The organism is Cupriavidus sp. WS (assembly GCF_000395345.1).
In the GTDB taxonomy this organism is placed as follows: Bacteria; Pseudomonadota; Gammaproteobacteria; order Burkholderiales; family Burkholderiaceae; genus Cupriavidus; species Cupriavidus basilensis_B.
In genome coordinates, this window is sequence record NZ_AQPL01000060.1 from 1 (window position 1) to 14,515 (window position 14,515).

General features: G+C 69.6%; 11 protein-coding genes and 1 pseudogene. 6 read left to right on the plus strand and 6 right to left on the minus strand.

Annotated elements, in window-relative coordinates; genetic code table 11:
• Nucleotides 1–30: 30 nt before the first annotated feature.
• On the minus strand, nucleotides 31–1,080 hold the full coding sequence (locus K206_RS0106120; protein WP_043365624.1) for a porin: 1,050 nt from the start codon (nucleotides 1,078–1,080) through the stop codon (nucleotides 31–33).
• Nucleotides 1,081–1,854: 774 nt separating this feature from the next.
• Between K206_RS0106120 and K206_RS0106125 the strand changes: the two genes are divergently transcribed.
• Genes K206_RS0106125 through K206_RS0106145 form a run of 5 tightly spaced genes read left to right on the plus strand, consistent with a single transcriptional unit; the run spans nucleotide 1,855 to nucleotide 8,204 of the window.
• Nucleotides 1,855–3,060 (plus strand): C45 family peptidase, encoded by a 1,206-nt coding sequence (locus K206_RS0106125; protein ID WP_020201531.1) that lies wholly within the window; start codon nucleotides 1,855–1,857, stop codon nucleotides 3,058–3,060.
• Between the two features lie 16 nt (nucleotides 3,061–3,076).
• Nucleotides 3,077–4,678, plus strand: a complete 1,602-nt coding sequence (locus K206_RS0106130; protein WP_155887974.1) for an ABC transporter substrate-binding protein — start codon at nucleotides 3,077–3,079, stop codon at nucleotides 4,676–4,678.
• Between the two features lie 54 nt (nucleotides 4,679–4,732).
• Nucleotides 4,733–5,689 (plus strand): ABC transporter permease, encoded by a 957-nt coding sequence (locus K206_RS0106135; protein WP_020201533.1) that lies wholly within the window; start codon nucleotides 4,733–4,735, stop codon nucleotides 5,687–5,689.
• Nucleotides 5,686–6,498, plus strand: coding sequence for an ABC transporter permease (locus tag K206_RS0106140; protein WP_020201534.1), 813 nt, complete (start codon nucleotides 5,686–5,688; stop codon nucleotides 6,496–6,498). Before K206_RS0106135 ends, K206_RS0106140 begins: the two co-directional genes overlap by 4 nt.
• On the plus strand, nucleotides 6,495–8,204 hold the full coding sequence (locus K206_RS0106145) for an ABC transporter ATP-binding protein (RefSeq protein WP_196812845.1): 1,710 nt from the start codon (nucleotides 6,495–6,497) through the stop codon (nucleotides 8,202–8,204). Before K206_RS0106140 ends, K206_RS0106145 begins: the two co-directional genes overlap by 4 nt.
• An 85-nt stretch (nucleotides 8,205–8,289) precedes the next feature.
• Here K206_RS0106145 and K206_RS0106150 read toward each other — a convergent pair whose 3' ends face one another.
• Both K206_RS0106150 and K206_RS0106155 read right to left on the minus strand, forming a co-directional pair.
• Entirely contained in the window at nucleotides 8,290–8,865 is a 576-nt protein-coding gene (locus K206_RS0106150) for a nitrogen fixation protein NifQ (protein ID WP_020201536.1), read from the minus strand.
• A gap of 120 nt (nucleotides 8,866–8,985) precedes the next feature.
• Nucleotides 8,986–9,879, minus strand: coding sequence for a LysR family transcriptional regulator (locus K206_RS0106155; RefSeq protein ID WP_020201537.1), 894 nt, complete (start codon nucleotides 9,877–9,879; stop codon nucleotides 8,986–8,988).
• 102 nt (nucleotides 9,880–9,981) lie between these two features.
• Here K206_RS0106155 and K206_RS0106160 point away from each other — a divergent pair, with 102 nt between their 5' ends.
• Nucleotides 9,982–10,788: an NAD(P)H-dependent oxidoreductase gene (locus K206_RS0106160; protein WP_020423693.1), complete on the plus strand. Its 807-nt coding sequence runs from the start codon at nucleotides 9,982–9,984 to the stop codon at nucleotides 10,786–10,788.
• On the opposite strand, the gene K206_RS0106165 is transcribed toward K206_RS0106160, so the two are convergent.
• The 3 genes and pseudogenes from K206_RS0106165 to K206_RS43620 form a co-directional block, all read right to left on the minus strand.
• Complete coding sequence (locus tag K206_RS0106165; RefSeq protein ID WP_020201539.1) at nucleotides 10,785–11,639, minus strand: EAL domain-containing protein; 855 nt, start codon at nucleotides 11,637–11,639, stop codon at nucleotides 10,785–10,787. The genes K206_RS0106160 and K206_RS0106165 overlap by 4 nt on opposite strands.
• 557 nt (nucleotides 11,640–12,196) lie before the next feature.
• The gene (locus K206_RS0106170; RefSeq protein ID WP_020201540.1) at nucleotides 12,197–13,312 is read right to left on the minus strand and encodes a hypothetical protein; all 1,116 of its coding nucleotides are present in this window, start codon (nucleotides 13,310–13,312) and stop codon (nucleotides 12,197–12,199) included.
• A 182-nt stretch (nucleotides 13,313–13,494) separates the two neighbouring features.
• A pseudogene (locus K206_RS43620) lies at nucleotides 13,495–14,515 on the minus strand (hypothetical protein); the annotation flags it as partial.

Consider the following 14,515-nt stretch of genomic DNA (forward strand, 5'->3'; position numbering starts at 1 on the left):
GGCGGGCCTGGCCCGCCTGCCTCGCGCCGCTCAGAACTTGTGCCGGATGCCCAGCAGCACGCCGGTCTGGTTCTTGCCCGGCACGGTCGAGCCGAAGCCGCCGGTGCCCAGGTTCGAGTCATCCTTGTTGCGCGTGTAGGCCACGTTCAGGTAGACGTCCGTGCGGCGCGAGAACGCATAGCCGCCCGACACGATGAACAGCCACGGATCGGCGCCGGAGGCGCGGAAGTCCTGGTAGTAGGCCGCGCCGGTCAGCGACCACGCCTGCGTGATGTCCCACTGCACGCCCGCCCAGTACAGGTTCGTCGTCTGGTTCAGGGGCGCCGTCATGGTGCGTCCGTAGCGGTAGCCCAGGTAGGTCTTGGTCGGCCCGATGGCGTAGGTGCCGACCAGCGCCGCCTTGCGCGTGCGGTCGCCCTCGCTCGCCACGGTGTCGCCGTCCTGCTCGTCATAGACGGCGGCCACGGCCAGCGGTCCGCTCTCGTAGGCCAGGCTGGCGCCGTATTCGCGGCCGACCGTGAAATGGCCGGGCACCTCGCCATTGGTGCCGGCGGTGCCGTCCGCGCCGAAGCTGTACAGCAGCTTGGCCGTCACCGGGCCGAACTTGCCCGTGTACTTGAGCGAATTGTCCGCGCGCGACTGGAAGACGTCGTCCTGCACGCCGATCGAATAGCGCGTGGAAATGCCCATCGGATCGTACTGGACGCCGATGTCGTACATCGGCGTGTTGTGGCGGCCCAGCGTCAGCGAGCCATAGGCGGTGCTCAGCCCCACCCATGCCTGGCGCCCGAACAGCCGCCCGCTCTGCCCGCTCTTGCCGTCGTCGACGTTGTAGCCGCTCTCCAGCGCGAAGATGGCCCGCATGCCGCCGCCCAGGTCTTCCGCGCCGCGCAGCCCCCAGCGCGAGCCGGACAGGTTGCCCGACTGCATCCGCACCACGCTGTCGCCGGCGCCCTTCTGATGATTGGCGAACTCCACGCCGACGTCGGCCACGCCATACAGCGTCACCGACGACTGCGCGAACGCGCCACTGCCGGGCAGCCCCGCAAGGGCCGCCACCACCAATGCTGTTTTCTTCATGCTTCAGGTTTCCCCTCGTTGTCAAAGTCGAGTGCCGGTCTGGCTCGTGCCGGCGTGTACCAACCCTGTCCAGGCACAAGCCCCACGGCCCCGGCGGAAGCCCGGAGTCATGTGTTTTTTGTGTGACAGGATGTCTTATCGGGTCGCGAGGGAATGCAGGCACGAAAGACCCGTCCTGTGCCATGAACAGCACAAAACCGTGCCCACCCCCTTCGCAATGGCGACAATTTCATCAATTGGCGCATCCATTGTTTCAGCGGGCGACGCCAATATGAAGTGTCTATTGTGAATCCAAAACACCATAAAAAATACATTTAGCGTGCGGGATGCTGCGAAACGCCAGATCGGAGGGGGCGAGGCGCGGCGCCGCGAAGAAAGCAGGCCAGGTCCGCAGTGGCGAGTCCGGACGAAGGTGTCCGGGATCGTCGGGCGGGCCGCGGACCGGCACGGCGCCGGTGGCAGGATGGCGCTGCGGCGCGGCATAGCGGCAAGCGCGCACGCGCCTGGGGAAAATACCGATGGTCTCGCACCGGGAAAGGGAAATCGCGTCCGCCAGGTGGTTCGCCGGGCGCGCCGGTGGTGCCCGGCCGGCAGCCGGCATGCACCGCCGCGGGGAGCGGGCGTGCCGCCCAAGTATTCGTTGATTTTTTTATATCAACAAAATACACTTAATCGCAGCACAACCCGCAGCACACCGCGGTTACACCATAGCGACAGCGCCCGGACCCGACCACGTTGCCGCGACAATATCCGACTCCGAGAACGCTCCCTCCCATGTCCAGCCATCCCGACGACCATTCCGCCTTCCGTGACACCGTTCCCCACTGCCCGCTGATCGAGGTCAGCGGGCCGCCGCGCGAGCGCGGCCGGCAATACGGCGAACAAGCCGCCGCGCGCATCCGGCGCGGCATCGACCACTATGCGCGGCAGCTGGAGAGCAACAAGCTCGGCTGGCCCGAGCTGCGCAAGATCGTGGCGACCTTCGAGCCCACCATTGCCGCCTTCGACGCGACCTACATCGAGGAAATGAAGGGCATCGCCGAAGGCGCGCAGGTGGAATACGCCGCCGTGGTCATGCTCAACGCGCGCACCGAGGTGCTCAAGCTGGCCGACCGCATGCGCAACCAGCAACCGGTGCCGCTGGACCCGGACGGCTGCACCGGCGTGGTGGCGCTGCCCTGCGCCACCGCCAGCGGCCGCGTGATCCACGCGCAGAACTGGGACTGGAAGGCGGAATGCGCCGAATCGTCGGTGGTGCTCAAGGTGCACCGCGAAGACGGCCCCGACTACCTCACCTTCACCGAGGCCGGCGCGCTGGCGCGCTCGGGCATGAACGCGGCCGGCATCTCGATCACCGCCAACTACCTCGAATGCGAGCGCGACTACCGCACGCTCGGCGTGCCGCTGGCGCTGATCCGCCGCAAGGTGCTGGAGCAGCGGCGCCTGGCCTTCGCCATGCAGTCGGTATACGTGAGCGCCAAGTCGGCGGCCAACAACATGATGGTGGCCCACGCCGGCGGCGTGGCCATCGATTTCGAATGCGCGCCCGACGAGACCTTCCAGGTGCTGCCCGAGCAGGGCGTGATCGTGCACGCCAACCACTGGCAGAGCCCGGTGGCGCTGTCCAAGCTGCGCGACCTCGGCATCCAGAAGATGCCGGATTCGCTCTACCGCGACGAGCGCGTGCGCCAACTGGTACTACCGCACGTGGGCGGCATCACCGTGGACACCATCAAGCGCGCGCTGTTCGACGATTTCGAAACCCCGTATTCGGTGTGCCGCCCGCCGCGCCCGAACACGAGCAACAACCTGTCGGCCACGGTGGCGATGATCGTGATGGAGCCGGAGCTGGGCGTGATGGAAGTGTCGATGCTGCCCGCGCTGCATCCCACCTTCGCCACCTTCACTCTGGACATGGAAATCCAGCAGCCGCGCACGGATGGCGCGGCCCCCGCCCACCGGCGGGCAGTCGCCGCCTGACGCGGCCGGAGGAGAGATGGAGACGAGACGAAAAAACGCCGCGCGGCCGCTGGCCCGGCTGCTGACGGCAACCTTCACCCTGGCGGCGTGCCTGGCCCTGGGCACGCCCGCGCTGCATGCCCAGCCGGCGCAGGACACGCTGCGCATCCGCCTGAACGCGGACATCCGCTCCACCGATCCCGGCATCAACCGCGATGCCAACACCGACGCGGTGGTTTCGCACATCGTCGAAGGCCTGGTGGCGTTCCGCGAGGACACCACCGTGGGCCCGCTGCTGGCGCAGAGCGTGACCACCTCGCCGGACGGCCTGACCTACACCTTCGCGCTGCGCCCGGGCCTGAGATTCCACAACGGCGCGCCGCTCACGGCCGACGACGTGGTGTTCTCGTGGCACCGCTACATGACGCCGGCCAACAACTGGCGCTGCCTGTCCGAGTTCGACGGGCGCGGCCAGGCCAAGGTGCTGAAGGTAGAAGCGAAAGACCCGCTGACCGTGGTCTACACGCTGGACCGCCCCTCCGCGCTGTTCCTGGAAACGCTGGCGCGGCCCGACTGCGGCGGCGCCGGCGTCTACCACCGCAGCTCCGTCGGCCCCGACGGCAAGTGGCGCGAGCCGGTCGGCACCGGCCCGTTCAAGCTCGCCGAGTGGAAGCGCGGCCAGTACATCGACCTGGTGCGCAACCCCGACTACGCGGCCCTGCCCGGCAAGCGCGACGGCAACACCGGCAACAAGACCGCCGAGGTGGCCAGGGTGCGCTTCGTGGTCATCCCCGACGTGGCCGCCTCCAAGGCCGCGCTGCTGTCCGGCGGCGTGGACCTGATCTTCGACGTGGAAGACAACGACCTGCCCGAATACCGCAGGCACCCCGAGCTGGTGATGCAGAGCATGCCCACCATGAGCCTGAACGGCCTGCTGTTCCAGACCCGCGACCCGCTGCTCAAGGACGTGCGCATCCGCCGCGCGCTGGCGCTCACGCTCGACGTGCCGGAGATGGTGGACGCCCTCACCGAGGGCACCGCGCAGCCGAACCGCTCGGTGATCCCGCGCGCCAGCCCGTTCTACGGCCGCGCGCAGTCCGGCATGCCGGGGCGCGACATCGCTGCCGCGCGCAAGCTGCTGGCCGAGGCCGGCTACCGCGGCCAGACCATCAAGATCCTGGCCACCAAGCGCTATAACTCGCTGTTCGACATGGCCGTGCTGACGCAGGCGATGGCCAGCGAAGCCGGCCTCAAGGTGGACGTGGAAGTGCTCGACTGGGCCACCATGCTCGACCGCTACAACCGCGGCGACTACCAGGCAATGGCCTTCACGTACTCCGCGCGGCTCGACGCGTCGCTTTCCTACGAGATGATCATCGGCCCCAAGGACCGCCAGCCGCGCAAGGTGTGGGACACGCCCGAGGCCATCCGCCTGCTGGGCAACAGCATGAACACCACGGACCGCGCGCAGCGCCAGGCCATGTTCGACAGCCTCGACGCGCGCCTGCTCGAAGACGTGCCGGCGGTGTTCTTCTACTCGGAGATGCGCACCAGCGCCGCGCGCGACTACGTGAAGGGCTACAAGGGCTGGCCGATGGGCCAGCCGCGCGCCTGGGGCGTGTCGCTGGCCAGGCGCTAGCGCCGCTCCCGCCCCGCATGCATCACAGCCAGATGAACATAACCGGAGCCCCCCTTGTCTTCGTCCTTCCTGCTGTACCTGCTTAGACGCGCGCTGTGGACGGTGCCGACGCTGCTGCTGGTGGCGGTGCTGGTCTTCGTGCTGATGCGGCTGATCCCCGGCGACCCGGCCCAGCTCATCCTCGGCGACGCCGGCACCGCCGAGCAGCTCGCCGACCTGCGCGCCCAGTTCGGCCTCGACAAACCCATCCTGGTGCAGTTCGGCCTGTGGCTGTCGCACATGGCCAGCGGCGACTTCGGCCACTCGCTGAGCAGCGGCGAAGCGGTGCTGCCGCTGCTGCTCGAGCGCTTCCAGGTCAGCGCCGCCATCGTGCTGGTGGCGGTGGGCGCGGCCACCCTGCTGGCGGTGCCGGCCGGGCTGTTCGCCGCGTGGAAGCAGAACTCGCTGACCGATACGGTGATCGTCGCCGGCGCCACCTTCTTCCTGTCGATCCCGAGCTTCTGGCTGGGCCTGCTGTTGCTGCTGTTCGTCGGCCTCAAGCTGGGCTGGGTGCCGGTGGTCGGCTACGTCACCTTCAGCCAGGACTGGCGCGCCGCGGCCAGCTACCTGGTGCTGCCGGTCATCACGCTGACGCTGATCGAGATGGGCGTGCTCACGCGCATGGCCCGCTCCAGCGCGGTCGAGACGCTGCGGCTGGAATACGTGACCCACGCGCGCGCCAAGGGCCTGTCTGAGCTGCGCGTGCTGCTGCGCCACGTGCTGCCCAACGCCTTCGCGCCCACCTGGACCCTGATCGGGCTGGTGCTGGGCAACCTGCTCGGCGGCATCGCCGTGCTGGAAACCGTGTTCACGCTGCCCGGCCTCGGCCGGCTGCTGGTGGACGCCATCTTCGCGCGCGACTATCCCGTGGTGCAGGGCTGCCTGCTGTTCACCGCGGGCATCTACGTGCTGGTCAACCTTGTCGTGGACCTCTTCTACCCTCTCTTCGATCCGCGAGTGGCGACATCATGAAACTACGCACCAACGCGCTGATAGGCGGCCTGCTGGTGGCCACGGTGACGGCGATGGCGCTGCTCTCCGTGATCTGGACGCCCTACAACCCGCTGCGCCTGAACCTGCGCATGCGGCTCAAGCCGCCCGGCAGCCTGCACTGGCTCGGCACCGACGAATTCGGCCGCGACATCCTCTCGCGCCTGCTGGCCGGCGCCGGCGCCAGCCTGCTGGTGGCCGCGCTGACCGTGCTGGTGGCGCTGCTGCTCGGCACGCTGCTCGGCCTGATCGCCGGCTACTTCCGCGGCAGGATCGACCGCGTGATGATGGTCTTCAACGACGCCCTGCTCGCCTTCCCCGGCATCCTGCTCGCGCTCGGCATCATGGTCGTCACCGGCGCCAACAAGTACGGCATCGTGCTGGCGCTGGGCCTGGCCTACACCCCCACCGTGGTGCGGCTGGTGCGCGGCACCGTGCTGTCGCTGCGCGAGAAGGAATACGTGGAAGCCTCGCGCGTGATCGGCAACAGCGAGCTCGTCACCATGCTGCGCCACATCCTGCCCAACTGCGCCGCGCCGCTGATGGTGCTCGGCACCTCGATGTTCGGCTGGGTGGTGCTGGCCGAAAGCGCGCTGAGCTTCCTCGGCCTCGGCGTGCCGCCGCCCGCGCCCACCTGGGGCAACATGCTGTCGTCGGGCCGCCCCTACATCGAATCCGCCGCCTGGCTGGGCATCGCGCCCGGCGTGTGCATCGCGCTGACGCTGCTCGGCATCAACCTGCTGGGCGACGCGCTGCGCGACTGGCTCGACCCCCGCATGGAGCCACGATGAATTCCAGGATGAACGCCCGCATGCCCGCCTCCCATCCGCTCCCCGGCGGCCAGGGCGCCCCGCTGCTGAGCGTGCGCGGCCTGACGCTGCGCAGCGCCGCCGGCACGCCCATCCTCAACGGCATCTCCTTCGACATCGCGCAGGGCGAGGTGCTCGCGCTGGTCGGCGAATCCGGCAGCGGCAAGACGATGGCCGGGCGCGCCGTGATGCGCCTGCTGCCGTCGCAGGTGCGCCAGACCGGCGGCACCATCACGCTGGCCGGCCACGACGTCGCCACGCTGCCCGACCGCGGCATGCGCTCGCTGCGCGGGCAGGTCGCCGGCATGGTGTTCCAGGAGCCGATGGTCTCGCTCAACCCGGCCATGACGGTCGGCGCGCAACTGTGCGAAGGCCTGATGCTGCATGAGAAGATCCCCGCGCAGGCCGCGCGCGAGCGCGCCGTGGCCATGCTCGCGCGCGTGCAGATCGCCGACCCCGAAGGCTGCATGGCGTCCTACCCGCACGTGTTCTCGGGCGGCATGCGCCAGCGCATCATGCTGGCCTGCGTCATGCTGCTCAAGCCGCGCCTGCTGATCGCCGACGAGCCGACCACCGCGCTCGATGCCCTGAGCCAGCGCGAGGTCATGCAGATCATGGCCGACCTCACGCGCACCAGCGGCACCGCCGTGCTGCTGGTCACGCACGACCTGCAGCTGGTCGCGCACTATGCCGATTCGGTGCTGGTGCTCAAGCGCGGCGACCAGGTCGAGTCCGGCCGCGCCGGCGAAGTGCTGCGCAACCCGCGCGAAGCCTATACCCGCAGCCTGATCGCCGCGCTGCCGCGGCGCGACGACAGCCGCCCCGCCGTGGCCGACGCGCCGCCGGTGATCGAGGCGCGCAACGTTGCCGTGGCCTACCCCGGCGCGCACCGGCTGTTCTCGCGCCAGGCGGACAAGCTCGCCGTCGACGGCGTCTCGCTGGCGATCCGGCCCGGCGAAGTGGTGGCCGTGGTCGGCGGCTCCGGCTCGGGCAAGACCACGCTCGGGCGCGCGCTGATCGGCCTGCTGCCGCTCGCCGGCGGCGAGATCCGGTTCCGCGGGCAACCGGCCGGCAGCGGCGGCCGGCAAGACCGGCGCGACTTCCGGCTGGCCTGCCAGATGGTGTTCCAGGACCCGTACTCGTCGCTCGACCCGCGCCAGCGCATCGGCGACATCGTGGCCGAGCCGCTCAACCACGGCGAGCCGCTCACGCGCGCCCAGCGCCGCGCGCGCGTGGACGCCATGCTGGCCGAAGTCGGGCTCGACGGGCTGGGCGAGCGCTATCCGCACGCGCTCTCCGGCGGCCAGCGCCAGCGTGTGGCCATCGCCCGCGCGCTGATCCGCCGGCCCGCGCTGGTGGTCGCGGACGAACCCGTGTCCGCGCTCGACATGACGATCCAGAAACAGGTGCTGACCTTGTTCCGGCAACTGCAGGCGCAGCACGGCTTCGCCTGCTTCTTCGTCTCGCACAACCTCGCCGCGGTGTCCGAGGTGGCCGACCGCATCGTCGTGATGCACCAGGGCAGGATCGTCGAGCAAGGCAGCGTGGCCGACATCTTCGACCGGCCGCAGCACGACTACACGCGGGCGCTGCTGGAAGCCGCTTATGTCGCGCCGGGGCAGCGGGCGCCGCTGTCGGTGGCGGAGGATGGCGCGGGGTCGCTTGCGCTGGGGGCTGCGGCTTCGTGAAGCGCTGGCACTGCTGCCGGTGCGCTCCCCTCTCCCGCTTGTGGGAGAGGGGCCGGGGGAGAGGGCAGGCGCCCAGACCCCGCCGCTAGCGCCAGAGCACCGCCACCGTCTCCGCCCCATGACAAGCCACGTAGTTGTCGCAGGCGGCACAGGACGGTTCAGGACAGGGATGCAGATCCAGCCGCCGGCACAACTCGTGGTAGAAGAATTTCTTCCACTTCATCTCCGCGGTGTTGGCCGCATAAAGCGCGGGAAAGTATTCCTGCAGCAGGCGCGAGACATCGTGCCGGCCGGACAGGCCCATGTCCTGCCACAGGTGCGAGCCGCCGAAGCAGCCGCTGGCCAGCGCGTGGGCGGCCCAGCGCATCGCCGGGCGGCTGGCGTCGCCCGAGGCGATCAGCATGTCCACCAGGTCGGGAAACTCGCAGGGCAGCGCGGCCGCGTCGACGGGGGCGGACTCGGGTGCCCATCCCGCCGCCCGGGCGCCCGGAAAGCACTGCTCCAGCATGCGCCAGAACTCCGCCTCGTCCAGCCCGAGCCATTGCGCGAAACGGGGCAGCCGGCCCGCGTCGGCGCTCTCCAGCACGCCCGCCAGCGCGCGCGCCGCGGGCTCGCCGGGAGACAGCGAAAACGCATCGAGGATCAGCAACGACTGGTTCACGGCACGGCCTTGTGAAGACGGGCGCCGCGACTGGCTGGCGGCGCCCGGTTTCCGAAATATAGCGTTGTATATAACGGTAGTCAAACCGGCGCCGCCCCGCTCCACCTTGCCCTGCCCCGCTCACACCGCGCCCGCGATGTATTCGCGCAGCCACCGGTGCGCGGGATCGCGGTGGCTGCGCTCGTGCCAGAGCATGGCCATCTCGTAGCCCGGCACCGCGAGGGGCGGCTCCACCACCTGCAGCGCACCAACGCCGTGCACGAGGCGCGCGGGCAGCATCGCCACAAGGTCGGTCGTCGCCAGCACCGACATCATGAAAAGGAAGTGCGGCACGGACAGCACCACCCGGCGCGTCAGGCCCGCCCGCGCGAGCGCGTCATCGGTGACGCCGCGGAATCCCCCGCCGTCCGGCGACACGATCACATGGTCAAGCGCGCAGAACTGCGCCAGCGTCGGCCGCCGCTTCAGGCGCGGATGGCCGGCGCGGCCCGCCAGCACGTAGCGCTCCGTGAACAGGGTGCGGTGGCGCAGGCCCGGCGACGCCTCGTCGCCGACGTGGAAGGCAAGGTCGATCTCGCCCTGCTCCGCCTGCTTCGCGATGCGCGGCGGCATCAGTTCGAGCACCGCCAGCCGGACGCCGGGCGCCGCCGCGCGCAAGCCGTTCAGCGCCGGCAGCAGGACAGTCGACTCGCCGTAGTCGGAGGCCGCCACGCGCCACGTCTGGCTGGCCGTGGCCGGGTCGAACGGGCTGGCGGGCGCGACCGCGCTTTCCAGCGCCGCGAGCGCCTCGCGCAGCGGTTCGCGCAGCGCCTCGGCGCGGGCCGTGGGCCGCATCCCGCGCGGCCCGGGCAGCAGCAGCGGGTCGCCGAGGATCTCCCGCAGCCGGGCCAGGTGGACGCTGACCGACGGCTGGGAAAGATGCAGGCGCTGCGCCGCGCGTGTCACGTTGTGCTCGGCAAGCAGGACGTCCAGCGTCACCAGCAGGTTGAGGTCCAGCCGTCGCAGATTATTCATGGCAATACCTGGCATATGGATTATTCATTTCCAATATACCCGGCGCGGGCCTACCTTGCTGTTCTCGCCACCACCCGGCTCATCGCAACCCGAGACCCAGCCATGCACGTACTTCTCGTCTACGCCCATCCCGAGCCCCGCTCACTGAACGGCTCGCTCAGGGACTTCACGGTCAGGCATCTCCGGGAGGCCGGCCACGAGGTCCAGGTCTCGGACCTCTATGCCATGAAGTGGAAAGCCGCGCTCGACGCGGACGACAACACGGACCACCAGCCCGGCGCGCGCTTCGACCCCGCCCTCGACTCCGGGCACGCATTCGAGCACGGCACGCAGAGCGCGGACATCGCGCGCGAACAGGACAAGCTGCGCTGGGCCGATGCCGTCATCCTGCAGTTCCCGCTGTGGTGGTTCTCGATGCCGGCGATCCTCAAGGGCTGGGTGGAGCGCGTCTACGCCTATGGCTTCGGCTACGGCGTGGGCGAACATTCCGACGCCCGCTGGGGCGACCGCTACGGCGAAGGCACGCTGGCCGGCAAGCGCGCGATGCTGGTGGTCACGGCCGGCGGCTGGGAGTCGCACTACGGCCCGCGCGGCATCAACGGCCCGATCGACGACCTGCTGTTCCCGATCCAGCACGGCATCCTGTACTACCCCGGCTTCGACGTGCTGCCGCCGTTCGTGGTCTACCGGACCGGCCGGGTCGACGAAGCGCGCTTCGCGGGTATCCGCGATGCGCTCGGCCAGCGTCTCGACGGCCTCGGGACAACCGCGCCGATCCCGTTCCGCGCGCAGAATGCCGGCGCCTACGACATCCCGGCGCTCACGCTGCGGCCCGGCATCGCGCCGGGCCGGACCGGTTTCGCCGCGCACGTCGACGCGCGCGGCAGCCAGGACCAGCGCCAGGGCTAGAGCGCCAGCTCCCCCAGCCGCTCGAGCGGCACCGGCGCCGAGATGGCAAAGCCCTGCAGCAGGTCGGCGCCGAGCGATCTTGCCAGCGCCATGTCGTCGTCGCTCTCCACGCCTTCGGCCACGGTCTGCAGCTCCAGCGAGCGCGCCAGCTCCATCGACAGCGAGAGCAGCCGGCGCGCGCGCTCGGCATGGCGGGCCCGGTGCAGCATGGTCTTGTCGATCTTGACCTGCTTGAACGGCAGCAGGCCGAGCGCCTGCAGCGAGGCATAACCCGCGCCGAAGTCATCCTGCGAGATCACCATGCCACGGTTCGAGAGCGCGTTGAGGTTCTCCAGCAGGCGCGCCTCGCCCTCGCACCCGAGGCGTGTCTGCTCGGTGAGCTCGAGCACCACCCGCGCAATGTCGAGGCCGTGCGACATGCTCGCGCGCAGCAGCACCGGAATGAAATCCACCGCCGCCGCCGTGCGCGGGTTGACGTTGAGCGAGAAGCGGCCGTGGTAGCGCGGAAAGCGCGCCTGCACGCGCGCGCAGGCGCACAGGAAGTGGTCCATGAGCAGGGTCTCCACGCCGTGGCCCGCCATGCTCTCCACGAACTTGTCCGGCGCGTGCTCGCAGCCCTTGTCCGACCAGCGCGCCAGCACCTCCAGCCCGACGATGCCGCCGTGCCGCGCGCTGATCTGCGGCTGGAACACCGGATAGATATGCCCCAGCTCGATCGCGCCGACCAGCTCGGCGCGGCTCAGCGCGAGCAGGTCGTCGGTCTGCAGGTTGCGCTCCACCACCTCCGCGCCCGGCGGCGCGAGCTCGGGCGCGCCCAGCCGCTGCCCCAGTTGCGCGATGCGTTCGGCCAAGGCGTCGCGCGGGCCCTCCTCCGGCCCCGTGACGGACGCGTCCGGCCTGTCCGGCCCCGGACAGGCGCCAGCCTGGCCACTGATTAACGCGAAGTGCAATTCAAGCTCCCGGAAGCCATACCTGTCCGCTCTACCCTGACCACGATTCATTGTTCTTGGTGTTCTGATCGTTCTCGTTTTTCTGCGCACCCGTCTCGTTCTTCTTTTGTTCTTGTTTTGTTCGCCACGTGCGCCCGCGCTTGCCGCCTTGCCGCTTTCGCGCACGGCAACCCTGCGCGCAGCGATGCGCGCAGGCGATGCAATGAGCGATGCGGCATGCCGGTGCGCCAGTACCTCATTCTTTCAGCACCGGAGCGCTTCCGGGCGTTTCGGATTCCCCTCCGAAGCAGGTCCCCCCCCCAAGGCAGGGTACTGACGCGGTGCAACATCAACCACAATTCACCTTGGCAAGACTGACCCCTTGCTAAACACTCAAGGGGTGCAGGGGCGCCCTGCACCTGCACCCCTCTTTTTCGCCGGCAGCCACGCCGGCGCGCAACCGCCGCCCGCCGGCACCATCAGAATCCCGAGAAGCGGATGCCGATCGAGCCGTAGCCGTAATAACGGTCGAGCTTGCCGGCGGTCGCCGCGTTGTAGAGAAACGGGATGGTCCCCACGAAGTTGTGCAGCGATGCCTGCCCGCGCAGGAACACCTCCACGTTCTTCACCACCGCGTACGACAGCTCCAGCCCCAGCGTATGGTTCGAACGGATCGGCGAAGTGCCGTAGGCCTGCGCGCGGCTGTCGACGTTGCTGCGCAGCAGGTACTGGAACTGGTAGCCCAGCCGCGCGGCGAAATCCTTGTACTTCCAGCGGTAGGCGCCGCCCAGGTTCAGGTAGCCCGCCACGTAGTTGAAATCGTCGTTGATGTTGAGCCCGTACTGGCTCGCGTCCGTGGAGAACGATGCCGACTGCAGGTTGACGTTGCCCGTGCGGCAAGGCGCGGCCAGCGAACCGTTGGCGATGTTGTCCGAGCCGATGGCGACGTTGAAATTGCAGCCGCCCTGCTGCAGGCGCGTGTTGATGCCGCCGATGGTCACGCGGCTCGCGCCCAGGCCGAGGAAGCCGGTCAACTGGCTGCGCTCGGTCAGCTCGCCCGAGAAGATCACGTCGGCCTGCGCCTGGATGTCGTTGGCGTCGTTGACGGTCACGCCGTTGAAGGTGGCGCTGCGCACCCTCAGCGCGGCGGAGCGGTCCAGCGTGCCCGAGCGGTCGCCCCACAGCGAGAAGCGCATCATGACGCGGTCGCGCGCGCCGGGCTCGGCCAGCGGGTCGTAGTGCAGCGCCACCATCCAGGTGTCGATCTGGTTGTTGTCGGGGCCGTAGTCGATGCCGCGCCGCCAGTACGTGGCCGACGCCGACCAGCGCGGCGAAAACTTGTAGCCCAGCATCAACCGCCCGCCGCGGTAGTCGCCGGCGTTGTCCGGCAGGCTGTTGCCGCCCTGGTTGAAGACGTCCATCGAGCGGTTGACCATGTCGAAGCTGGCTTCCACGCGCACGGAGGTGAACTCGCCCGTGGCGGGCTCGGCCTGCATGAACACGTCGTCGGGCGCGGCGCTGGCCGCGCCCGCGCACGACAAGCCCACCATCAGGGCACCGGCCTTGCCGAGCCGGCGCGAGCGAAACAACAGCATAGGAGACTCCGAGGCCGTGGGCTGGCCTCATGCACGGCATGCGCCGCGGCCCTGACCCGCGGGAACCGGCGCACTGCACGCAAAAAAAGAAGCCGGCCACCCGCCGCGCTGGCCTGCCGGCGCGCGCGGCGGATGACCGGGCATGCCTTCCCCGTGCGGGCGGAAGGCCGGCTGCGCGCCGGTCAGGGGTTCAGCGTGACCGCGGTCTTGATGGCGTTGCCGCTCACCGTGGCCGTGCCGGTCTGCACCGACTGCACCTGCGCCTTCTGCGCGGTACCGCTGACCAGGGTGCCCACGCTCACCTCCTTGCCGCCCTGGCCGGTCACCGCGAACGTCACCGGGAAGGTGGCGGTCGCCTTCGGCGTGAGCGCGTCGATCTGCGCCTGGCTCAGCGCGCCGGCGCTCTTGAGCTTGCCGAGGAAGGTGGTGAACGGCAGGCTCAGCGAGCCGCCGTTGGCGCTGCTGAACAGGTTGTCGGCGACGGCGTTGGTCAGGCTGACGTTGGCCGAGGTCGCGCCCGAGATGCTGAACGAGTAGGTCGTGTTGACCGGCACCTGCACGGCGGTCAGCGCCGAGCCGCTGAAGGTCAGCGAGACCTTCTCGATGATCACGTTGACCGTGTTGCCGTTGTAGGTGTAGCTCAGCCCCGCGCGCACGTCCGCGGCGCCGCCGGCGAACGGGTCGCCGTCCTTCGACACCGCTACCGTGATGGCGCCGAGCGTGCCGCCCGTCACCGTCACCGCGTCGCTGACCGGGAAGGTCTGGCCGTTGATGGTCACGCTCGCCAGCTGGATGAAGTTGGCCGGCTTGACGGCATTGGCCACGTTGTCGATGGCGCCACTGTCCACCGCGCCGCTGCCCAGGCCGGTGGCCGCGCTCTGGATTTTGGTCGGGTTGCCGCTCGCGACCGCGTCGCCCAGCACCGTCAGGCCCGCGGTCTTGGCCGGGTCGGTCAGCGTGGCCGCCGGCACCGCCGACACCAGCGCGCTCGCGGTGGTGGACTTGGCGCTGTCCACCACGCCATTGACCGCGCCGCTCGCTTGCAGCGCGGCCAGCGTGGCCGCCGGAGTGGTGCCCAGCACGATGTTGCCCAGCGACGCGCTCACGTTCGCCACCTGGGTCGTCACCACCGGGCCGGCCAGCGCGGCCACGTTGGCCGCCACCGTGTCGATGTTCGCCTGCAGGCTTGCCGGCAGGCCCGCC